Below are 20,039 nucleotides of genomic sequence, written 5' to 3'. Positions count from 1 at the left end.
CGGTTCCTTGTGTCGGGTCTTCAGGCCAGGCGGCGCAGGGATTTGCGGGGGGCCAGCATCCGCGTGGCCATCGCGGTGACGCGCGACAGCCCGTCCAGGTCCACGCCGCGGGGTCCGGCCTGCCGGGTCACCGCGCGGCCCAGCCAGTCGCCGATGGCGGCGGGCGACAGCGCATCGGGATGAATCATGTCGGCGATGCCGCGATCCTGCATGCGCTGCGCGCGGATCAGTTGTTCGGTGCGCGGCCGGACCCGCGGGACCATCAGCGACGGCAGGCCGAACGACATCATCTCGCAGGCGGTATTGTAGCCGCACATCGCCACGAGCGCCGCCGCGCGCGCGGCCAGCCCCACCGGTTCGGCCACGAAATCGACCACGGTCAGGTCGGTCCGGCCCTGCGCCAGCGCCGCCACGCGGGCCCGTGCCTCGGGCGGCATCTGCGTGCCAGTGATCAGGATGCCCTGATGGCCCGCGGGCATGGGCGCCGCGGCGAAGGCCGTGCACAGGGCCACCCCGTCGCGCCCGCCGCCCACCTGGCACAAAACGAACGGGCGTGCATCGCCTCCCGTCACCTGCAGCGGGTCGGCCCCCTGCGCATCGGGCGACAGGCGCGCCCGCTGGTCCAGATAGCCGGTATAGGTCACGCGGGCGGACAGTTCGGGGCCCAGCCCGTATTCGTCGGCCGTGGGAAAGAACGCCGGGTCGCCATAGACCCAGATGTCGTCGTAATGATCTTGCAGCGCCTCGAAGTTGCGCTGGCGCAGCCATTGCTGTCGCATGACGGACGGCCGGTCGATGATGTCGCGCAGCCCCAGCACGATCCGCGTGCGGCCCGACCGCTTCAGTGCGCGCAGGGTCGGGCCCAGCTCGTACTGGGCACCGCGGGGCACGTTGTCGACGATCATCAGGTCGGGCTGAAAGTTCTTGACGGCGGCCCGGATCGTCGCCGCGCGGATGTCGCACAGCGCGTCGACCCCGATGCCCAGGTCGCGGGCATGATAGGTGCCGTCGGAGGCCTTGGCATAGGCCGGCAGCGTCAGGCAGTCGACGCCCGCGGGCAGGGCGAATGCCCCGGCCTCGCGCATGCCGGCCACCAGCAGCACCTCGGGGTCGTGACCGCAGTCGCGGATCGCCTGCGCCAGCAGCATGTTGCGCCGCAGATGACCAAAGCCCAGAGTGTCGTGCGAATACAGGACCACCCGCGGCGCGCGGGTCCGCTGACGGCGCAGCGCGGCGGCGTATTGCAGCGGATCGGCGGGGTTCATCTTGGTCATCGGGCCCTCGGGATCTGGGTGTGCGAAGGTGATTGGACGGCAGCGTCTTCGTGCTTCCAAAATATTGGCGTGCGATCCAAAGCTGCAAATTAGAAGATCATTAGAGCCGCGCATCGGCGTTTTTACGGCTGCGAAGTTGCGCTAGTCTGCCGTCTCAGGCGGCACCGTGCCGCCACCGGCCGGGAACGCAAAGCCATGAGAATCCGCACGAAAATCATGCTCAGTCATTTGGCCGGCCTAGTCACGGTCACGCTTGTGTGTCTGGCGATCATCATCGGGCTGGGCCTGACGCGCGAGGACCGGCGGCAGCTTCAGACATCCTATGCGCAGCTGCGCAACATCAACCTGGTGGCGGTCGACGCAAACAAGCTGTCCGCTCAGATCGCAGAACTGTTCGTCGCCGGGGACCAGGACGCCGAGATCCGCGAGGCGCGCGATTCGCTGCTGTCCGGGCTGCAGCGCCAGCGCGACCTGATCCGCGAGGAGCATGCGCTGGCCGGAGAGCCCGATGCGACCTGGGGCGGACTGGACCGCGTCGCCCAGATGGAGATCAAGGTGCAGGAGATCGACCAGTCGCGCCTGCTGATCCAGGATCACCTGCAGGCGGGTCGGCGCGCAGAGGCGCTGCAGGTGTTCAACACGCGCATCTATCACCAGCTGGGGCAGGTGCTGCTGGAGCTGGTCGAGGAGGCGACGGTGCGCGAACGTGCCGAGGTTGCCGAGGCGCTGGCCAGTTCGTCCCGCCTGTCGGAGCGCGCCGTCGATCTGGCCATCGGGCTGATCGTGGTCGTGGCGGTCTTGGGCGTCGCGAACATCGTGATGATGAACCGCGCGATCCTGCGCCCCGTCTCGGCGCTCTACGCGGGGGCCGAGGCAGTCGGGCGGGGCGATCTGACGCATGTGATCGACAATCCGTCGCCCGACGAGCTGGGCAACCTGTCGCGCCGCTTCAACCAGATGACCGGACAGATCCGCGACCAGCGCGACAGCCTGCTGCAGGCGCAGTCCACGCTGTCCCAGCAGGTCGAGGAGCGCACCCGCGAACTGCGCGAACGGTCGGAGGCGCTGGTGGCCAGCAACGATCGGCTGCGGTCGGTCGATGCCAGCCGCGCGAACTTCTTCGCCGATATCAGCCACGAGCTGCGCACGCCGCTGACGATCCTGCGCGGCCAAGCCGAGATGGCGATCCGCACCCCCGACGCCGATGCCGCCACCCTGCAGCAGGTGCTGTCCGAGATCGTGCGCAAGACCGACCAGATCGGGCGGCTAATCGATGACCTCTTGTTCCTGGCGCGGTCGGAATCGGGCTCGATCATGGTCAACCGCACGCGTGTCGTGCTGCAGGACATCGTGGGCGACGTGCTGCTGGACGGCCAGAACATGGCGATGCGCCCCGGCGTGCGCATCCGTCCCAGCCAGCCCAGCGAACCGGTCGAGGTGCGCGGTGACCCCGACCGCCTGCGTCAGGCCGTGCTGATCGCGCTGGATAACGCGATCCGCCTGGCGCCCGCCGACACCACCGTCAGCCTGGAGCTGGCGCAGTCACAGGATCACGCCCATATCCGCGTGCGCGACCAGGGACCGGGCTTTACGGGCGATGAACTGGGCAGCGCCTTCACCCGCTTTTACAGCGCGCGCCCGTCGCGGCCGCGGTCGGGTCGCGGGTTGGGCCTTGGGCTGTCCATCGCGAAATGGATCGTCGACCAGCATGACGGCGCCATCCGCATCGACAGCGCGCCCGGCCGCGGCGCCGTGGTCGAGATTACCATGCCGTTGGCACGCAGGGCCGTCGCATGAGCCCCGATCGCGTCCTGGTGGTCGAGGACGACACCGAGATCGCCGCCCTGCTGGCCGGTGGCCTGACGGCCGAGGGCTATCACGTCGATCTGGCCGACTGCGCGGCTGGGCTGGACCAGCGGTTGCGTGACGGGGGCTATGACCTGGTGGTGCTGGACCGGATGCTGCCCGACGGCGACGGCGCCGACCTGTGCCAGGAGATCCGCGCGGCCGGCCATGACGTGATGATCCTGATGCTGACCGCCAAGGACGCGCTGGCCGAGAAACTGGAGGGGCTGGGCGCAGGGGCCGACGACTACATGACCAAGCCCTTCGCCTTCGAGGAACTGCTGGCCCGCATCGCGGTCCTGCTGCGCCGTGCGCCTGCGCGCGAGGACCGCCCGTCCCGCATCGTCATCGGCGATCTGTGCCTGGACCTGGACACCAAGACCGCGACGCGACGCGACCGCGACCTGGACCTGACGGCGACCGAGTTCTCGCTGCTGCGGTTTTTGGCAGAGCGTCCCGACAAGGTTCAGTCGCGCGTGGACATCCTGAAGGGTGTCTGGGGATACAATTTCGACCCGCAGACCAACATCGTCGAGGTCTATATCGCCTATCTGCGCAAGAAGCTGGATCAGGACGGTGATGAGCGGATGATCCACAACCAGCGCGGCTTCGGGTATCTGCTGTCGGCCCGGTGACGCGGTCCTGTCATGAAAGCTTCACTGGCGCCGGGGTCATTATTCTATTATTCGGGAATCATGGAACATGACCGCGCCGCCAATGCCTTCGCTACCCTTGGCCATCCCGGGCGCCTTGCCGTCGCCCGGCTTCTGATGCGTTTTGCCCCCCGCGCCGTCCGCCCGACCGAGATCGCGCAGGCGCTGGGGCTGAAGCCGAACACCCTGTCGCACTACCTGTCCGACCTGACGGGATGCGGCCTTGTCGCCGTGCGGCGACAGGGGCGGTCGCTGCTCTATTCGATCGATGTCGATGCGACGGGCCGCCTGCTGGGCTATCTGGCAATGGACCTTGGCCGCGCGCGCCCGGACGTTCTGACCAGCATCCCACAATCCAAGGAGCCGACCGTGACGCATACCGGTTTCCATGTCCTGTTCATCTGTTCAGGCAATTCCGCCCGATCGCTCTATGCCGAGGCGCTGCTGCGCGATCTGGGCGGCGATCGGTTCATCGCCCATTCGGCAGGCACCCGGGCGGGGACGCATCCGAACCCCCTTGCGCTGCAGGTGCTGGACCGCAACGGCCACGACACGACCACCCTGCGGTCCAAGCATCTGTCCGAGTTCCAGTCACCCGACGCCCCCAGGATGGATTTCGTCTTCACCGTCTGCGACACCTCCGCGGCCGAGGAATGCCCCCCCTGGCCCGGCCAGCCGATCACCGGGCATTGGGGACTGTCCGACCCGGTCAAGGCGCAGGGGACGGACGCCGAACGGGCGCTGGTCTTTGCCCGGACCTATGCCGCCCTGCGCCGCCGGATCGAAGCCTTTGCCGCCCTGCCGGTGGCCAGCCTGGACCGAATCTCGCTTCAGAACCGGGTTGATCAGATTGATGCCCGCGAACTTGCCAAGGACTGATCCCATGACCCGAATCGCACTGAATGGCCTGGGCCGCATCGGAAAGCTGGCCCTGCGCCGGATGTTCGACCTGGGCCTGGGGGACCGGATCGTCCTGCTGAACGACGCGGCGGGCGATGCCGATCAGCACGCCCTGCTGATGGAATTCGACAGCGTTCACGGCCGCTGGCCCAAGCCCGTCGCGGCAGACGGCGCAGCGTTGGTCCTGGATGGCAACCGCATCCCGCTGACGCATCACCGGACCATCGACGCCCTGCCGCTGCGTGACCTGGAGGTCGACCTGGTGATCGACGCGACGGGCGTGTTCAAGACCGCGGACCGGATCGCGCCCTATTTCGATGCGGGCGTGGCGCGTGTCGTGGTCAGCGCACCGGTCAAGGATGGCGGGGCGTTGAACCTGGTCTATGGCGTGAACCATCACCTCTATGACGGCAGCCAGCGGATCGTGACGGCGGCCAGCTGCACGACGAACTGCCTGGCCCCGGTGGTCAAGGTCGTCCACGAGGCCCTGGGCATCCGCCACGGGTCAATCACCACGATCCATGACGTCACCAACACACAGACCATCGTCGACCGACCGGCCAAGGATATGCGCCGCGCGCGCTCGGCGCTGATGAACCTCATTCCCACGACGACCGGCAGCGCCACGGCGATCACGCTGATCTATCCCGAACTGAAGGGTCGGCTGAACGGCCACGCGGTCCGGGTGCCGCTGCTGAACGCCTCGTTGACCGACTGCGTGTTCGAGGTCGAGCGCCCGACAAGCGTGGAGGAGGTCAACGCCCTGTTCGCCGCCGCCGCGGCGGGACCGCTGGACGGCATCCTGGGCTATGAGACGCGGCCGCTGGTGTCGACCGACTATGTCAACGATCCGCGCAGCGCGATCATCGACGCGGGATCGACGATGGTCGTGAACGGGACGCAGGTCAAAATCTATGCCTGGTACGACAACGAATGGGCCTATGCCTGCCGGCTGGTCGATGTCGCGCGCATGGTCGCGGGACGGATGGCATGAACCCGGTCCGCGCCTATGCCGCGGTGACGGCGGCCTATTGGGCGTTCATGCTGTCGGACGGCGCGTTGCGCATGCTGGTGCTGCTGCACTTCAACGGACTGGGCTTTTCCCCGGTCCAGCTGGCGTGGCTGTTCCTGCTGTACGAGGCTGCGGGGATCGTCACGAACCTGGCCGCGGGCTGGCTGGCGGCCCGGTTCGGGCTGGCGGCGACCCTGTACGCGGGCCTGGGCATCCAGATCGCGGCTTTGGCGACGCTGGCGCAGCTGGACCCGGCATGGAGCGTCACGGCATCGGTGATGTTTGTGATGGCGGTGCAGGGCGCGTCGGGTGTCGCCAAGGATCTGTCCAAGATGTCGTCGAAATCCGCGGTCAAGGTCCTTGCCCCCGCCGCTGATGGCGGGCTGTTCCGATGGGTGGCTGCGCTGACCGGGTCCAAAAACGCCGTCAAGGGCCTGGGCTTTTTCCTGGGCGCCGCACTGCTGGCCCTTGCGGGGTTCCAGGCAGCGATCTGGGGCATGGCCGCGGTGCTGGCCGCAATCCTGGTGGCGGTGGTCCTGTTCCTGCCCGCGGGCCTGCCCGGTCGGGTGAAGGCGGCCGAAGGATGGTCAGGCTGGCGGTCGCGGGACAGCCGCGTGAACCGGCTGTCCCTGGCGCGCATGTTCCTGTTCGGTGCGCGCGACGTGTGGTTCGTGGTGGGCATCCCGATCTACTTTCAGGCCGTCCTGTCCGATGGCACCGCCGAAGGGCGGCGCGAGGCCTTCTTTCTGGTCGGCGGTTTCATGGCGCTGTGGATCATCCTTTATGGCGCGGTTCAGGCCGCCGCCCCGCGCATCCTGGGCGGCGCCGGCCGACCCGAGGCGCAGATCACCCGGGACGCGGTCCGGTGGGCAGGTCGGCTGGTGCCCATCCCCTTCGTGATGGCGGCGGCGGTCGTGATCGCGGGCGATCCTGCGCCGTGGCTGACGATGCTGCTGGTTCTGGGGCTGCTGGTCTTCGGCTTCGTCTTTGCGGTCAATTCGTCCGTTCATTCATACCTGATCCTGGCCTTTGGTCAGGCACAGCGGATCACGCGGGATGTCGGGTTCTATTACATGGCGAACGCGGCGGGCCGCCTGATCGGGACGCTGCTGTCGGGCCTGTCCTATCAGGTCGGTGGGCTGCCGCTGTGCCTGGCCACCGCCGGCGCGATGGCGGCGGCCAGCTGGTGGGCGGCACGCCGCCTGCTGATCGACAACCCGGAAAGCGTGGGGCCGGCCCGCTGAAGGCCGTCCCGCATCCTTTACGGTTGCAGCAGAAAACCCCGCGTGCGCGGCACGGACGCGCAGCGGCGCAGGAACCGCCGCGCCTGCCACCCTGACCGGATATGCGCAAGCGCCAGGCGGGGTCCTGCGGCAGCGATGACCTCGGACGCGCGGTCGCGATGAAACTGCCGCGAGGTGCGGGCATAGGCGATGGCATCCAGCGTGTGCCAGCCGAACGTCTCGCGGCACCCCTCTCCCATGCCCGGCCGCGTGCGGTTGTGATAACGCAGCGACCGCCATGCGACGCGGGCGACCTGCACCGGCCTGGATGGATCGACCCAGATCAGAAGATGGGCGCGGGCGGCGCGTTCATGCATCGTCTCGTAATGACCGCCCTCGATGATCCAGTGCTCCTGCGCATGGATCTCGCGGGTCAGGGCATCAAGCTCGCCGGTGCTGCGATGGACAAAGCCCGGCATCCAGCTCAGCTGGTCCATGTGGTACGCGGGCAGGCCGGCCAATGCGGCCAGCCGCATCGCCAGCCAGGACTTTCCCGTCCCTGACCCGCCCAGAACCATCACCCGTGTCACCAAACTCATCCATCCCCCAACCGCTCACGAACGCGCGATCAACACGATCTACGCGGATTGGTTCGGATTTGGCAGGATAATTTCAGCTTGGGACGATTCACGCCGATCCTTGCGAGACGCTGGTTCCGCAACCTCGCGGCGCGGAGGACGTCCATGCGTGGGATCGGTCGGCGGTGTGGGGATGGTAGGCCCGGCAGGACTTGAACCCGCAACCAAGGCGTTATGAGCGCCCTGCTCTAACCAATTGAGCTACAGGCCCCCGCAGCACGCATTGCCTAGTGCCGCATGGCGGTCAGGTCAAGCTTGGGCGTTGCCCAATGGGTGCGGTTCCGCTATCGGGGGGCCGACATCAGCCGGGGGCCGACATGACACAGAACGGGATCAGCTATCGCGACGCAGGCGTCGACATCGACGCGGGGAACGCGCTGGTCGAACGGATTAAGCCCGCCGCCGCCGCCACGCAGCGGCCGGGCGTCATGGATGCGCTTGGCGGGTTCGGCGCGCTGTTCGACCTCAAGGCTGCGGGCTATGACGACCCGATCCTGGTCGCCGCCACCGATGGCGTGGGCACCAAGCTGCGCATCGGTATCGACACCGGGCATCTGGACGGTCTGGGCCAGGACCTGGTCGCGATGTGCGTGAACGACCTTGTCTGCCAGGGCGCCGAGCCGCTGTTCTTCCTGGACTATTTCGCCACCGGCAAGCTGTCCGTAGACGAGGGTGCCCGCGTGGTCGAGGGGATCGCCCGCGGCTGCAAGGCCGCCGGCTGTGCCCTGATCGGCGGAGAGACCGCCGAGATGCCCGGCATGTATCACGACGGCGATTTCGACCTTGCGGGCTTTGCGGTGGGCGCGATGAACCGCGACGCGGCGCTTCCCGCGGGCGTGGGGCAGGGGGACGTGCTGCTGGGCCTGGCCTCGGACGGCGTGCATTCCAACGGCTATTCGCTGGTCCGCAAGGTCGCGGAACGCGCCGGTCTGGCGTGGTCCGACGCCGCGCCCTTCGCCGACACCACCCTGGGAGAGGCGCTGCTGACGCCCACGCGGCTCTACGTCAAGCCCGCCCTGGCCGCGATCCGCGCTGGCGGCGTGCATGCGCTGGCCCATATCACCGGCGGCGGCCTGACCGAGAACCTGCCCCGCGTCCTGCCCAAGGACTTGGGCGCGGACATCGACCTGGGCAGCTGGCCGCTGCCCCCCGTCTTCGCCTGGCTGGCCCAGGCCGGAGGGATTGAGACGTCCGAGATGCTCAAGACCTTCAACAGCGGCATCGGCATGATCCTGGTCGTGGCCGCCGACCGCGCCGATGCGCTGACCGACCTGCTGTCCCAGCAGGGAGAGACGGTGCATCGCCTTGGCACCGTCACGGCGGGCGCGGGCGTACGCTATTCCGGCACGCTTGCGTGAAACGGGTCGCGATCCTGATCTCGGGGGGCGGGTCGAACATGATCCGCCTGCTGCAGGACATGACCGGCGATCACCCGGCGCGCCCCGTACTGGTCGCGTCGAACGATCCGCAGGCGGGCGGACTGGCCCGTGCCGCCGAACTGGGCGTGCCGACCGCGTCCGTCGATCACCGCGACTTTCCGCGCGACCGGGCGGGGTTCGAACAGGCGCTGCTTCAGCCGCTGCTGGCGGCCCGGCCCGACATCATCTGCCTGGCTGGCTTCATGCGCATCCTGACGCCCGAATTCGTGCAGCGGTTTCAGGGGCGGATGCTGAACATCCATCCTTCTCTTTTGCCCAAGTACCCCGGTCTCGACACCCATGCCCGCGCCATCGCCGCCGGTGACGCCGAGGCCGGCTGCACCGTGCACCTGGTCACGCCGGAACTGGACGCAGGGCCGGCCCTGGGGCAGGCGCGCGTGCCGATCCTGCCCGGCGATGACGCCGCGACCCTGGCCGCGCGTGTGCTGGTGCAGGAACACCGCCTGTACCCGGCGGTGCTGCGGCGGTTCGCGTCAGGCCACCGGACGCCCCTGGTCCTTTAGCCCCAAAGCAGGGCCAGTGTCGCGGCCGGGTCTTCCTGGGTCCAGATCTCGGGGCCCAGGGCGATGAAGTCGGTGATCGGCGTCAGCTGGGTGATCAGCTCTCGCGTGATGGCGCCTTCGGCCACGACCGGCACCTCGATCATCTCGGACCACCACTGGAACAGCTCCAGCTCGACCGGATCGCCACGATAGAGCGCACTGTCGCTGACCGGACCAAAGGCGACGTAATCCGCACCCGCCTCGGCCGCGTTCATGCCCTCGTGGCGCGACGTGCCGCAGAACGCGCCGACGATCGCGTCGTCGCCCAGCTCCTTTCGGGCATAGCGCACGGCCTTGGCCCCGTCGTTCAGGTGCACCCCGTCCAGCCCGTGGCGCAGCGCCAGCTTGACGTGATCGTCGATCACCACGGCCACGTCGCGGGCATGGGCGATCTCGCGTGCCATGTCGGCCAGGCGGCCCAGCTCGTCCTCCTCGGCGCCGCCGCGGATGCGCAGGCAGGCGGGGGCCACGCGGTCCATCACCTCGGCCAGCATCGGTGCCAGGCTGGATGCCTGGGCGCCGGCAGGGGTCATCAGGTACAGTTGAGGGGCGTCGGTCATGGCGATCTCCTTTGTGTCGCAGATAGCGCAGCTTGCCCGCCGCCGCCAGACGGACTATCTGCCGGACCATGCAGATCGAACGCCAACCCGTCATCATCCTCGTGCGCCCGCAGATGGGCGAGAACATCGGCGCGGCCGCCCGCGCCATGCTGAATTTCGGCCTGACCGACATGCGCATCGTCGATCCGCGCGACGGCTGGCCCAACCCCAAGGCCGTCGCCATGGCCTCGGGGGCGGCGGGCCGCGTGCTGGACACGGCCCGCGTCTATCCAACGCTGGCCCTGGCGATGGAGGGCATCGACTATGCCTATGCCACCACGGCGCGCGGGCGCGAACTGACCAAGCCCGTCTTCACGCCCGCCACCGCGATGGCCCAGGCCCGCGCCCATGATGGCCGCTCCGCGATCATCTTCGGCCCCGAACGCACGGGGCTGGAGAATGACGACATCGCGCGGGCCAACGCCATCGTGACGGTGCCGGTGAACCCCGATTTCCCGTCGCTGAACCTGGCCCAGGCCGTCCTGCTGATGGGATACGAATTCGGCCGCGACATCCTGCCGCCCGAACCCGCGCCCCATCTGCGCCGGTCGGAGGCCGAAGCCCCCGCCGACCGCATCGAGATCGAGCGGTTGGGCGACCATTACGACGACCAGCTGACCCAGGCCGGGTTCTTCTTCCCGGAAACCAAGGCCGCGTCGATGCGTCTGAACATGCGCAACATGTGGTCGCGCCTGACCCTGACCAAGGGCGACGTGCGGATCCTGCACGGCGTCCTGCGTCAGTTGACCCGGCGCTGACCCGCCCCTAACCTCCGCCCGAAAGGAGCCTTGCGATGGCCAAGCGACCTGTCTTCCAGGAAGTCTCGGACCCGACCGCAGCCCGACCCGTCCAGACCACCGGCATGATCGATGCCCGCCCCCGCGGCGCGCGGCGCGCGATCCGCGCCTGGCTTGCCGTGCTGTTCGTGCTGGTCCTGGCGATGATCGTCGTGGGCGGCGCCACGCGCCTGACCGGGTCGGGCCTGTCGATCACCGAATGGAAACCCGTGACCGGGGCCATCCCGCCCATGAACGCCGCCGACTGGCAGAGCGAATTCGACCTCTACCGCCAGATCCCGCAGTACCAGGAGCTGAACCGCGGCATGTCGCTGTCGGAATTCCAGTACATCTACTGGTGGGAATGGGGGCACCGCCTGCTGGGCCGCGTGGTCGGTCTGGTCTGGGCACTTGGCTTCGTCTTCTTCTGGGCCACGTCGCGCATTCCCACAGGCTGGACGCCCCGCCTGCTGTCCCTGGGGGCGCTTGGCGGCCTGCAGGGCGCGATCGGCTGGTGGATGGTCAGCTCGGGCCTGAACGAGGGGATGCTGCGTGTCGCGTCCTATCGCCTGGCCACGCATCTGGGCATCGCCTTCCTGATCCTGGGCCTGATCACCTGGTACGTCCTGCAATTGTCGCGGTCCGAGGCCGAGCTGATGCGCGCGCGCCGCGCCGGAGAGGCCAAGCTGTTCCGCATGTCCACGGGGCTGATGCACCTGACCTTCGTGCAGATCCTGCTGGGCGCGCTGGTCGCGGGCATCGACGCGGGCCGCACCTATACCGGCTGGCCCACCATGGGCGGCGAATGGATCCCGGCGGCGATCTGGGACGGCACCCTGGGCTGGCGGAACTTCTTCGAGAACCCGGCCCTGGTCCAGTTCATCCACCGCATGACCGGCTATCTGCTGGCGATCTTCGCCGTCGTCGTGTGGCTGCGGGCACGCCGGTCGCCCCATCCGGTGACGCGCGGCGCCTTCAGCGTCATGATCGTGGCGATGGCCGCACAGATCGGGCTTGGCATCCTGAACGTGATCCACGCATCGCCCCTGCACCTGGCCCTGACGCACCAGTTCGGCGCCGTCGTGCTGTTCGCGATGATCCTGCGGGCGCGCCACCATGCGCGCTATCCCTTTGAAACCTCGATCCGGGGGGCGATCCGATGACCGCGCTGACCGACCTGCTGGCCTTCCAGCGCCAGACCGAAGCCCTGTCCTCCGTCGCCGAACGGTTGGGTTGGGACCAGGAGACCGTGATGCCCCGCGGTGCCGCCGAACAGCGTGCCGAGGAGATGGGCGCGATGGAGGAGGTGCTGCACGACCGCCGCACCGATCCGCGCATCGGCGAATGGCTGGACGCGGCCGATCCGCAAAGCCCCGCCGACCGCCGCGCCGTAGCCCTGATCGCGCGCGATTTCGCCCGCAGCAGCCGCATTCCCGCGCGGCTGGCCTCCGAACTGGCGCGGCTGACCTCGCTGGCCCAGGGCATCTGGGCCGAGGCCCGCGCCAAGGACGCGCCCGCGGATTTCCTGCCGACCCTGGATCAGGTCCTGATGCTGAAGCGCGAGGAGGCCGCGTGCCTGGCCGATGGCGGCGATCTTTATGACGCGCTGCTGGAGGATTACGAACCCGGCATGACCGGGGCGCGTCTGGCGACGCTGTTCGACGCGATGCGCCCGCGCCTGGTCGCGCTGCGCGACGACGTCCTGGGTGCCGATCAGCCGCAGGCGCTGAAGGGCCATTTCCCGCAGGAGACCCAGCTGCGTCTGGCCCGCGCCTGCGCCACGGCCTTCGGTTATGACTGGACGCGGGGGCGGATGGATCTGGCCGTGCATCCCTTCAGCTCGGGGCGCTGGCAGGACAGCCGCATCACCACGCGGGTGGTCGAGACGGATCCGTTCAACTGTCTCTACTCCACCATCCACGAGGTCGGCCATTCCAGCTATGAGCTGGGCATAGACCCCGATTACGCCTTCACCCCCCTGGGGCGCGGCGTGTCCATGGGCGTCCACGAAAGCCAGAGCCGCATCTACGAGAACCAGCTGGGCCGCGGCCGCGCCTTCACAGGCTGGCTGTTCGAACGCATGTCCGAGGCCTTCGACGGGCTGAACATCACCGATCCCGACGCCTTCTATGCGACGGTCAACCGCGTCACGCCGGGCTATATCCGCACCGAATCGGACGAGGTGCAGTACAACCTGCACGTCATGCTGCGCTTTGATCTTGAACGAGACCTGATCTCGGGGCGGCTGGATACGCAGGACCTGGAGGCGGCGTGGAACGCGCGCTTCCTCAAGGATTTCGGCGTCGCGGTCGATCGTCCCGCGAACGGCGTGCTGCAGGATGTCCATTGGTCGGTGGGCCTTTTCGGCTATTTCCCGACCTATGCCCTGGGCAATGTCTATGCAGGCTGCCTGAACCAGGCCTTGCGCGGCGCGGTGCCTGATCTGGACGCGTCCCTGGCCCAGGGCGACGCGACCCCCGCCACCGAATGGCTGCGCGAGAACGTTCAGCGCCACGGCGGCCTGATGACCCCGACCGAGGTGATCGAGACCGCCGCGGGCCGGCCCATCGGCCCCGACCCGCTTCTGGACTATCTGGAACAGAAGTTCGGCCGCATCTACGGTCTGTGATCGTCCCGCATGACAAAGCCCCGCGGCCGGCGCCGCGGGGCTTTTTCGTTCACCAAATACCCTGCGGATGGCCCGGGGGCGCAAGGCTTCCCAGCCGCATCGGATCACTCGGCAGCGCGGGCCATCGGGTTGTTCGGATGGCTGGTCCAGTTCGCGTATTCGCCGCGAGGAATGCCGGTGCGCTTGTCGATCTCGCCGATCTCCAGCTCACGCATGGTGATGCAGTCCTCGACCGGGCAGACATCGACACACAGATTGCAGGCGACGCATTCCTCCTCGATCACCTCGAAGACGCGGCCCGGCTTCATGGCGATGGCCTGGTGGCTGGTATCTTCGCACGCGGCATAGCAGCGGCCGCAGCTGATGCAGGCATCCTGGTCGATCACCGCCTTGGTGACATAGTTCAGGTTCAGCTGCTGCCAGTCGCGCACGTTGGGCACCGCGCGGCCGATCAGGTCGGACAGGCCCATCTCATGGCTGTCCAGATAATCGTGCAGGCCGGTGATCATCTCCTGGACCACCTTGAAGCCATAGGTCATCGCCGCCGTGCAGACCTGCACATTGCCCGCGCCAAGCGCCATGAACTCGGCTGCGTCGCGCCATGTGGTGACGCCGCCGATGCCGCTGATGGGCAGGCCTGCGGTTGCCGGGTTGCGCGCGATCTCGGCCACCATGTTCAGCGCGATGGGCTTGACCGCCGGGCCGCAATAGCCGCCATGGCTGCCTTTGCCGTCAATGGTGGGCTGGGGCGCGAACAGGTCCAGATCGACCGAGGTGATCGAGTTGATCGTGTTGATCAGACTGACCGCATCGGCGCCGCCCCGCCTGGCGGCCTCGGCCGGCTTGGTGACATCGGTGATGTTGGGCGTCAGCTTCACGATGCAGGGCATGCGGGAATACTGCTTGACCCACCGGGTCACCATCTCGATGTATTCCGGCACCTGGCCCACGGCCGATCCCATGCCGCGCTCGGCCATGCCGTGCGGGCAGCCGAAGTTCAGCTCGACCCCGTCGGCGCCGGTATCCTCGATCTTGGCCAGGATGTCGCGCCAGCTGTCCTCGTCGCAGGGCACCATCAGGCTGATGATCAGCGCCCGGTCGGGATAGTCGCGCTTGACCGACTTGATCTCGCGCAGGTTCACCTCAAGGGGTCGGTCGGTGATCAGCTCGATGTTGTTGATGCCCAGGACGCGGCGGTCGGCACCGTGGATCACGCCGTATCGCGGGCCGTTCACGTTGACGACGGGCGGGCCTTCGGACCCGAGCGTCTTCCACACCACGCCGCCCCAACCGGCCTGGAAGGCGCGGCGGACGTTGTATTCCTTGTCGGTCGGCGGGGCCGAGGCCAGCCAGAAGGGGTTCGGGGACTTGATCCCGATGAAATTGCTGCGCAGGTCTGCCATGGGTTCGTCCTCAGCCGGGGATTTCGACGGGACGTCCGGTCAGCCGGGCGTCGATGTCTTCTGCCGCGTCGCGGCCTTCGGCCACCGCGGTCACGGTCAGGTCGTCGCCGCCGGATGCGCAATCGCCCCCGGCCCAGACCCCGTCCAGCGTCGTGCGGCCCGGCCCGGTCACCAGGATCTTGCCCCCGGCCAGCTCCAGCCCCTCGGGCGGGCCGTCCAGGCGCTGGCCGATGGCGCGGAACACCTGGTCGGCCCGCAGGCGGAACCGGTCCTCGGTCACGTGCAGCCCGTCGGGGCCGTCCTGGGTATAGGCGAACTCGACCTCGGTCACCGCGCCGTTGCCATGGACCGCCAGGGGCGCCGCATTGCAGATGATCCGCACGCCGCTGGCGGTCGCGTGGTCCTGTTCATGGCGGCTGGCGCCCATGCGGTCCTGACCGCGGCGATAGACGATGCTGACGTTCTCGGCGCCCAGCAGGCGGACCTGTACGGCGGCATCCACGGCGGTCATGCCGCCGCCGATCACCACCACGTCGCGGCCGACGGGCAGGGTGCCCAGATCGCTGGCCTGGCGCAGGTCGCGGATGAAGCTGACGGCGTCCAGCACATGCGTGCGGTCCTCGCCGTCGGCGCGCAGCGCGTTCACGCCGCCCAGGCCCGTGCCCAGGAACACCGCATCGTATTCGGACTGCAGCGAGGCCATGGTGATGTCGCGGCCGATCGCCTGGTCGTGGCGCAGCTCGATCCCGCCGATGCCCATCAGCCAATCGACCTCGGCCTGCGCAAACCCGTCCACGGCCTTGTAGCTGGCGATGCCGTATTCGTTCAGGCCCCCCGGCTTGGGCCGCGCCTCGAAGATCACTATGTCATGGCCCTTGGCGGCCAGGCGGTGCGCGCAGGCCAGACCCGCGGGGCCCGCGCCGACCACGGCCACGCGCTTGCCCGTGGGGGCGGCGCGCTTGAAGGGGTGCGACCCTTGCGCCATCAGCCCATCTGTCGCGTAACGCTGCAGCGCCCCGATCTCGACCGGCTTGCCCTCGGCCTCCATGCGCACACACGCACCCTCGCACAGCTGTTCCGTGGGACAGACACGGGCGCACATGCCGCCAAGGATGTTGGCGTGAAAGATCGTCATCGCCGCCGCGTCCGGCGTGTCGGTCGCGATCTGGCGGATGAACAGCGGGATATCGATGCTGGTCGGACAGGCCGTGATGCAGGGCGCGTCATGGCAGAAATAGCACCGGTCAGCGGCCACATGCGCCTCGTGGCGGTCCAGCGGCGGGGCGACATCGACGAAGTTCGCCGCCAGCTGGTCGGGGGTCAGTCGTCCCGGCACCACGCCGGGGCTTAATCTCGCTTGGGACATTTTCGTCTCCTGGCTCACCTGTTGGTGAAATCAGGCTGACACAGGTCCATTTTTTTATCAAATGGTAAAATATGGGCCGCAAAGCTTTGCGGAAATTTCAGGCAGGCAGGTCCAGGACGGCGGCCAGACCGCCCAGATCGGAACGTTCCAGCCGCAATTCGCCGCCATGCAGCGCCGCCAGATCGGCCACGATGGCCAGGCCCAGCCCCGCGCCGGGGGCGCCCAGTTCGTCCAGCCGCGCGCCGCGCATCAGGGCAAGGGGCGCCTGGTCGGGCGGCAGGCCGGGACCGTCATCCTCGATCCGCAGGATCAGGCGGTCCGGCGGGGTGCGCACGGTGATGCGCAGGCGCGTGCGCCCCCATTTGGCGGCATTCTCGGACAGGTTGCCGATCATCTCCTCCAGGTCCTGGCGTTCGCCGGGAAAGGCCGCGTCCGGGGGGCAATCGACATCGGCGGTCATGCCGCGGTCGGCCAGGGGCCAGCGGAGCACCAACAGAATGTCGTCGACGACCGGCGCGACCGGGGTCCGCTGCCCCAGCAGGCGCGGCCCGGCCTGACGCGCGCGACGCAGGTGCCAGCCGATCAGGCGATCCATCCGCGTGATCAGGGCCTGGCCCTGATGATCGGGCGGCAGCTCGTTTGACAGAGCCGCCAGCGGCGTCTTCAGCGAATGGGCTAGGTTCCCCAGATGCTGGCGCGACCGGGTCAGAAGGGCCGCGTTCTGATCCAGCGCGGCGTTGATCTCTGACGCCAGGGGGCGCAGTTCGGACACGTCGGGGCGGGCCAGCCGGTCGCTGTCGCCCGCGCGCACGCGGGCCAGGTCGGCCCGCAGGCGGTCCAGGCTGCGCAGGCCAAGCGTCACCTGGATCACGCTGGCGGCGGCCAGGCCCAGCCCCAGCACCACCAGCGCGACCGCCAGCGGGCGCACGATCTGCGCCAGGCTGCCCTCGATCTCGGCCAGGGGGGCGGTCACGGTGACCGCGATCAGGGCGTCGCTGTCGGGAATGGTCAGCTCTCGGCGCAGGACGCGCAGGCCCGCCGCATCGGCGTCGCGGCCCGTCGCGCCGGTCAGATCGCCCGCGGGCCCGGTCAGCTGCCCGTCCAGCAGCGACGGAGATCGCGCCACCGTCGCATCCCCCGCCATGACCTGCCAGTACCAACCCGACAGCGGCAGGGTGAAGCGCACGTCCAGCGGCGTGTCGTCCAGTTCGACCCGGTCGTCGTCGACCTCCAGCTGGCCGATCAGGCTGTCGGCGATGGCCAGCGTCTCGGCGTCGAACCGGTCGGTGACGAAATCCTCCAGCAGCTGCGCGATCAGCAGGAACGCCCCCAGCAGCGCCGCCGTCAGCCAGACCGCCGCCAGCAGCAGCAGCCGGCCGCGGATCGACCGCGTCACGCCGACCTCAGGACATAGCCCTCGCCGCGGCGGGTCTCGATGATCCCGTCGCCGACCTTCTTGCGCAGGCGGCCGATGACGACCTCGATCGACTTGAAGTCGCGGTCCGTCTCGGCTTCGTAGAGGTGTTCGGACAGTTCGGTCCGGCTGATGACGCGGTCCTGATGGGTGATCAGATAGGTCATGATGCGTTGTTCAAACGCCGTCAGCCGCAGCGCCATCCCGTCCAGGGTGATGACGCCCAGCTGACCGTCCAGCTGCAGCCGCCCGGCCGCGATCTGCGGGCGCGCATGGCCCGCGGCACGGCGGATCAGGGTCTGGGCGCGCAGCACGACCTCCTCCAGGCGGAAGGGCTTGACGGCGTAATCGTCGGCGCCCGCGCGAAAGCCCGCCACCTTGTCGGTCCAGTCGCCGCGCGCGGTCAGGATCAGGACCGGCATGGCGATGCCCTGGTCGCGCCAGCGGGTCAGGACCTCGATGCCGGGCAGGCCGGGCAGGCCCAGGTCCAGCACAGCCACGTCATAGCTTTCGGTGGCGCCCAGGAACTCTCCCTGGGTGCCGTCGGGGGCGATGTCGGTCACGAAGCCGGCCTGGATCATGGCCTGCGACAGCTGGTCGGCCAGCAGGGGGTCGTCCTCGACGATCAGGGCGCGCATGTCAGGTCCTTCAGTCTTGGGTGCGGGGCGCGCGGCGCGCCTCCAGCTGGCCGCGTCCGGCCACTTCCAGGAAACGCCCGGTGCGGGCATCCACGCGGATATTGAGGATGTTGCGCTGCGTGGTCAGCAGGCGGAACTCATAGACCAGCTCGACCCCCGCGGCGCGTTCGGCGGGGCGGGGCGGGCGCGTCTCGGCCGCGACCAGGCGGCCGTCATAGCGCGCGGTGACCGCCTCGGCCATGCGGTGGAACGGTTGCGGCTGAAAGCTGGTGGCCCAGGGGTCCGGCGGGGGGGCGGCCGGGGGCGCGGGCTGGGGCAAAGCCGCCAGCGGTGCCATCAGGGCCAGGACCAGGATCAGAGGATTCGGGGCACGTGTCATGGGGCCACTATGCCCTGTCCGGGGGAAATGGAAACCAAACGGCGCATTGGCGATCCGTTCGGGTGCATTGGGCTAGAAACGATTCGCAGAGGGCCGGAACCGCCGGCCGACATCGACCCAAAGGAGTGTCACATGACCCGCAAGCATCTTGCATCCACCGCCGCCCTGATCGCCGTCATGGCCGGGACCGTTCCCGCCATCGCCCAGACACCCGGCGTCGAGCTGCCCTCCATGCTGCAAGGGCTGGACCTGGACCGCATCAGCTTCGAGACCAAGCGCGACGGCCAGCGCGAATATGAGGGCTATCTGCCGGACGGCACCCAGATCGAGGCCGAGTTCGACATGGCCGGCAACCTGATCAAGATCGAGGCCGACGACGGCAGCCTGCCCGCGCCGCTGATCGATGCCGCATTGCCCGGTGCCGTGCGCGGCACGCCCGCGATGGCGCTGTTCGCCCGCTTCGAGGAGATCAAGCAGACCCCGCGCCACCTGGAGGTCAAGGGCTGGCAGGAGAACGGCGCCGAGGTCGAGGTCAAGTTCGCCCCCGACAACAGCCTGATCGAGATCGAGACCGACGACACCGCCCTGCCGCAGCCGATCATCGACGCAATCCTGCCGCAGGCCGTGCGCGGCAACGAGGTCATGGCCCAGTTCGGCATGATCGAGGAGATCAAGGCCGAATACGGCCGCTTCGAGGTCAAGGGCGAGGATACCGGCGGCCAGGACATGCGCGCGGCCTTTGACGAGGCGGGGGCCGTCCTGCGGTTCGGCCGCGACGACGACCGCCGCGGCGGGCGTGACCACGATCGCGGCCCGCGCGGACACGGCCCGCGGGGTGACGGCCCCCACGGCGATGGTCCCCGCGGCGACGGTCCGCGCGCCGAAGGCCCCCGGGGTGATGGCCCGCGTGCCGAAGGCCCCCGGGGTGATGGCCCGCGTGCCGAAGGCTCCCGGGATGACGGTCCGCGCGGCGACATGCCCCCCGCGCCGCAATTCGACACCGTCGCGGCGAACCAGCGCCTGACGCAGGCGGGCTACAGCGCGTTCGGCCTGATGCGCCAGGAGGGACCGCGGGTCCTGCTGGACGCGACCAATCCCGACGGGGAGACCGTCACCCTGGAACTGGACCCGCAGGGCCAGCTGGTGCGCGAAACCGCCCGCTGATCGCGGCGCCGGCTGCGCCGCAAGGGCCGTCCCGTCCGGGGCGGCCCTTTTTCCATGCCGCGACGGGCTGGCCAAGAAGACACTTTGCCTTGGCGCGGCCCCGGTCTAGGCTGCGGGCCAAGCCAAAGCCCTTGGCGTCGTGTCA

General features: G+C 68.7%; 19 protein-coding genes and 1 tRNA gene. 11 read left to right on the top strand and 9 right to left on the bottom strand.

The window, feature by feature from the left end; translation table 11 throughout:
* Window positions 1-20: 20 nt before the first annotated feature.
* Complete coding sequence (locus EOJ32_RS12475; protein ID WP_127898774.1) at window positions 21-1,274, bottom strand: glycosyltransferase family protein; 1,254 nt, start codon at window positions 1,272-1,274, stop codon at window positions 21-23.
* A gap of 216 nt (window positions 1,275-1,490) precedes the next feature.
* Here EOJ32_RS12475 and EOJ32_RS12470 point away from each other — a divergent pair, with 216 nt between their 5' ends.
* From EOJ32_RS12470 to arsJ, 5 genes are read left to right on the top strand one after another with little or no spacing between them, the layout of a single operon-like run.
* Complete coding sequence (locus tag EOJ32_RS12470) at window positions 1,491-3,071, top strand: ATP-binding protein (RefSeq protein WP_164871439.1); 1,581 nt, start codon at window positions 1,491-1,493, stop codon at window positions 3,069-3,071.
* A complete protein-coding gene (locus EOJ32_RS12465; RefSeq protein ID WP_127898772.1) occupies window positions 3,068-3,754 on the top strand; it encodes a response regulator transcription factor in 687 nt (228 codons plus the stop codon). The genes EOJ32_RS12470 and EOJ32_RS12465 overlap by 4 nt, the downstream gene beginning before the upstream one ends.
* A gap of 60 nt (window positions 3,755-3,814) precedes the next feature.
* Window positions 3,815-4,651 carry an ArsR family transcriptional regulator gene (locus tag EOJ32_RS12460; RefSeq protein ID WP_127898771.1) on the top strand — a complete coding sequence of 279 codons (837 nt, stop codon included), beginning with the start codon at window positions 3,815-3,817 and terminating at the stop codon, window positions 4,649-4,651.
* 4 nt (window positions 4,652-4,655) lie between these two features.
* Window positions 4,656-5,666: an ArsJ-associated glyceraldehyde-3-phosphate dehydrogenase gene (locus EOJ32_RS12455; protein WP_127898770.1), complete on the top strand. Its 1,011-nt coding sequence runs from the start codon at window positions 4,656-4,658 to the stop codon at window positions 5,664-5,666.
* The gene (arsJ, locus tag EOJ32_RS12450; protein ID WP_127898769.1) at window positions 5,663-6,928 is read left to right on the top strand and encodes an organoarsenical effux MFS transporter ArsJ; all 1,266 of its coding nucleotides are present in this window, start codon (window positions 5,663-5,665) and stop codon (window positions 6,926-6,928) included. The genes EOJ32_RS12455 and arsJ overlap by 4 nt, the downstream gene beginning before the upstream one ends.
* A gap of 17 nt (window positions 6,929-6,945) precedes the next feature.
* Here arsJ and EOJ32_RS12445 read toward each other — a convergent pair whose 3' ends face one another.
* Both EOJ32_RS12445 and EOJ32_RS12440 read right to left on the bottom strand, forming a co-directional pair.
* Entirely contained in the window at window positions 6,946-7,506 is a 561-nt protein-coding gene (locus tag EOJ32_RS12445; protein ID WP_127898768.1) for a DNA topology modulation protein FlaR, read from the bottom strand.
* Window positions 7,507-7,679: 173 nt separating this feature from the next.
* Window positions 7,680-7,756, bottom strand: a tRNA-Ile gene (locus tag EOJ32_RS12440).
* Window positions 7,757-7,862: 106 nt separating this feature from the next.
* Between EOJ32_RS12440 and purM the strand changes: the two genes are divergently transcribed.
* Entirely contained in the window at window positions 7,863-8,903 is a 1,041-nt protein-coding gene (gene purM, locus EOJ32_RS12435; RefSeq protein ID WP_127898767.1) for a phosphoribosylformylglycinamidine cyclo-ligase, read from the top strand.
* On the top strand, window positions 8,900-9,487 hold the full coding sequence (gene purN, locus EOJ32_RS12430) for a phosphoribosylglycinamide formyltransferase (protein WP_127898766.1): 588 nt from the start codon (window positions 8,900-8,902) through the stop codon (window positions 9,485-9,487). Before purM ends, purN begins: the two co-directional genes overlap by 4 nt.
* Here purN and EOJ32_RS12425 read toward each other — a convergent pair.
* Window positions 9,484-10,086, bottom strand: a complete 603-nt coding sequence (locus EOJ32_RS12425) for a thiamine phosphate synthase (RefSeq protein ID WP_127898765.1) — start codon at window positions 10,084-10,086, stop codon at window positions 9,484-9,486. The genes purN and EOJ32_RS12425 overlap by 4 nt on opposite strands.
* Before the next feature lie 68 nt (window positions 10,087-10,154).
* Between EOJ32_RS12425 and EOJ32_RS12420 the strand changes: the two genes are divergently transcribed.
* The 3 genes from EOJ32_RS12420 to EOJ32_RS12410 are packed head-to-tail and all read left to right on the top strand — an operon-like array spanning window position 10,155 to window position 13,530.
* Complete coding sequence (locus EOJ32_RS12420; protein ID WP_045998933.1) at window positions 10,155-10,883, top strand: RNA methyltransferase; 729 nt, start codon at window positions 10,155-10,157, stop codon at window positions 10,881-10,883.
* A 35-nt stretch (window positions 10,884-10,918) separates the two neighbouring features.
* Window positions 10,919-12,064, top strand: coding sequence for a heme A synthase (ctaA, locus tag EOJ32_RS12415; protein WP_045982910.1), 1,146 nt, complete (start codon window positions 10,919-10,921; stop codon window positions 12,062-12,064).
* On the top strand, window positions 12,061-13,530 hold the full coding sequence (locus EOJ32_RS12410; protein ID WP_127898764.1) for a carboxypeptidase M32: 1,470 nt from the start codon (window positions 12,061-12,063) through the stop codon (window positions 13,528-13,530). Before ctaA ends, EOJ32_RS12410 begins: the two co-directional genes overlap by 4 nt.
* Window positions 13,531-13,634: 104 nt before the next feature.
* On the opposite strand, the gene preA is transcribed toward EOJ32_RS12410, so the two are convergent.
* From preA to EOJ32_RS12385, 5 genes are all read right to left on the bottom strand, one after another.
* The gene (gene preA, locus EOJ32_RS12405; RefSeq protein WP_045982912.1) at window positions 13,635-14,933 is read right to left on the bottom strand and encodes an NAD-dependent dihydropyrimidine dehydrogenase subunit PreA; all 1,299 of its coding nucleotides are present in this window, start codon (window positions 14,931-14,933) and stop codon (window positions 13,635-13,637) included.
* Window positions 14,934-14,943: 10 nt separating this feature from the next.
* Window positions 14,944-16,299 (bottom strand): NAD(P)-dependent oxidoreductase, encoded by a 1,356-nt coding sequence (locus EOJ32_RS12400; protein ID WP_127898763.1) that lies wholly within the window; start codon window positions 16,297-16,299, stop codon window positions 14,944-14,946.
* Between the two features lie 97 nt (window positions 16,300-16,396).
* Window positions 16,397-17,695, bottom strand: a complete 1,299-nt coding sequence (locus EOJ32_RS12395; RefSeq protein WP_127898762.1) for an ATP-binding protein — start codon at window positions 17,693-17,695, stop codon at window positions 16,397-16,399.
* Window positions 17,692-18,351, bottom strand: coding sequence for a response regulator transcription factor (locus EOJ32_RS12390; protein WP_127898761.1), 660 nt, complete (start codon window positions 18,349-18,351; stop codon window positions 17,692-17,694). The genes EOJ32_RS12395 and EOJ32_RS12390 overlap by 4 nt, the downstream gene beginning before the upstream one ends.
* Window positions 18,352-18,361: 10 nt before the next feature.
* Window positions 18,362-18,730 carry a PepSY domain-containing protein gene (locus EOJ32_RS12385; protein ID WP_127898760.1) on the bottom strand — a complete coding sequence of 123 codons (369 nt, stop codon included), beginning with the start codon at window positions 18,728-18,730 and terminating at the stop codon, window positions 18,362-18,364.
* 132 nt (window positions 18,731-18,862) lie between these two features.
* On the opposite strand from EOJ32_RS12385, the gene EOJ32_RS12380 reads away from it, so the two are divergent.
* Window positions 18,863-19,894 (top strand): hypothetical protein, encoded by a 1,032-nt coding sequence (locus EOJ32_RS12380; protein WP_127898759.1) that lies wholly within the window; start codon window positions 18,863-18,865, stop codon window positions 19,892-19,894.
* Window positions 19,895-20,039 lie beyond the last annotated feature (145 nt).

This window comes from Paracoccus sp. Arc7-R13, from assembly GCF_004010775.1.
GTDB lineage: Bacteria > Pseudomonadota > Alphaproteobacteria > Rhodobacterales > Rhodobacteraceae > Paracoccus > Paracoccus marcusii.
This window is presented reverse-complemented; position numbering and strand designations above follow the sequence as displayed.

Coding starts and splice junctions, on each gene's coding strand:
- EOJ32_RS12475 (WP_127898774.1), bottom strand. CDS start 1,274: ATGACCAAGATGAACCCCGCCGATCCGCTGCAATACGCCGCCGCGCTG.
- EOJ32_RS12470 (WP_164871439.1), top strand. CDS start 1,491: ATGCTCAGTCATTTGGCCGGCCTAGTCACGGTCACGCTTGTGTGTCTG.
- EOJ32_RS12465 (WP_127898772.1), top strand. CDS start 3,068: ATGAGCCCCGATCGCGTCCTGGTGGTCGAGGACGACACCGAGATCGCC.
- EOJ32_RS12460 (WP_127898771.1), top strand. CDS start 3,815: ATGGAACATGACCGCGCCGCCAATGCCTTCGCTACCCTTGGCCATCCC.
- EOJ32_RS12455 (WP_127898770.1), top strand. CDS start 4,656: ATGACCCGAATCGCACTGAATGGCCTGGGCCGCATCGGAAAGCTGGCC.
- arsJ (WP_127898769.1), top strand. CDS start 5,663: ATGAACCCGGTCCGCGCCTATGCCGCGGTGACGGCGGCCTATTGGGCG.
- EOJ32_RS12445 (WP_127898768.1), bottom strand. CDS start 7,506: ATGAGTTTGGTGACACGGGTGATGGTTCTGGGCGGGTCAGGGACGGGA.
- purM (WP_127898767.1), top strand. CDS start 7,863: ATGACACAGAACGGGATCAGCTATCGCGACGCAGGCGTCGACATCGAC.
- EOJ32_RS12425 (WP_127898765.1), bottom strand. CDS start 10,086: ATGACCGACGCCCCTCAACTGTACCTGATGACCCCTGCCGGCGCCCAG.
- EOJ32_RS12420 (WP_045998933.1), top strand. CDS start 10,155: ATGCAGATCGAACGCCAACCCGTCATCATCCTCGTGCGCCCGCAGATG.
- ctaA (WP_045982910.1), top strand. CDS start 10,919: ATGGCCAAGCGACCTGTCTTCCAGGAAGTCTCGGACCCGACCGCAGCC.
- EOJ32_RS12410 (WP_127898764.1), top strand. CDS start 12,061: ATGACCGCGCTGACCGACCTGCTGGCCTTCCAGCGCCAGACCGAAGCC.
- preA (WP_045982912.1), bottom strand. CDS start 14,933: ATGGCAGACCTGCGCAGCAATTTCATCGGGATCAAGTCCCCGAACCCC.
- EOJ32_RS12400 (WP_127898763.1), bottom strand. CDS start 16,299: ATGTCCCAAGCGAGATTAAGCCCCGGCGTGGTGCCGGGACGACTGACC.
- EOJ32_RS12390 (WP_127898761.1), bottom strand. CDS start 18,351: ATGCGCGCCCTGATCGTCGAGGACGACCCCCTGCTGGCCGACCAGCTG.
- EOJ32_RS12385 (WP_127898760.1), bottom strand. CDS start 18,730: ATGACACGTGCCCCGAATCCTCTGATCCTGGTCCTGGCCCTGATGGCA.
- EOJ32_RS12380 (WP_127898759.1), top strand. CDS start 18,863: ATGACCCGCAAGCATCTTGCATCCACCGCCGCCCTGATCGCCGTCATG.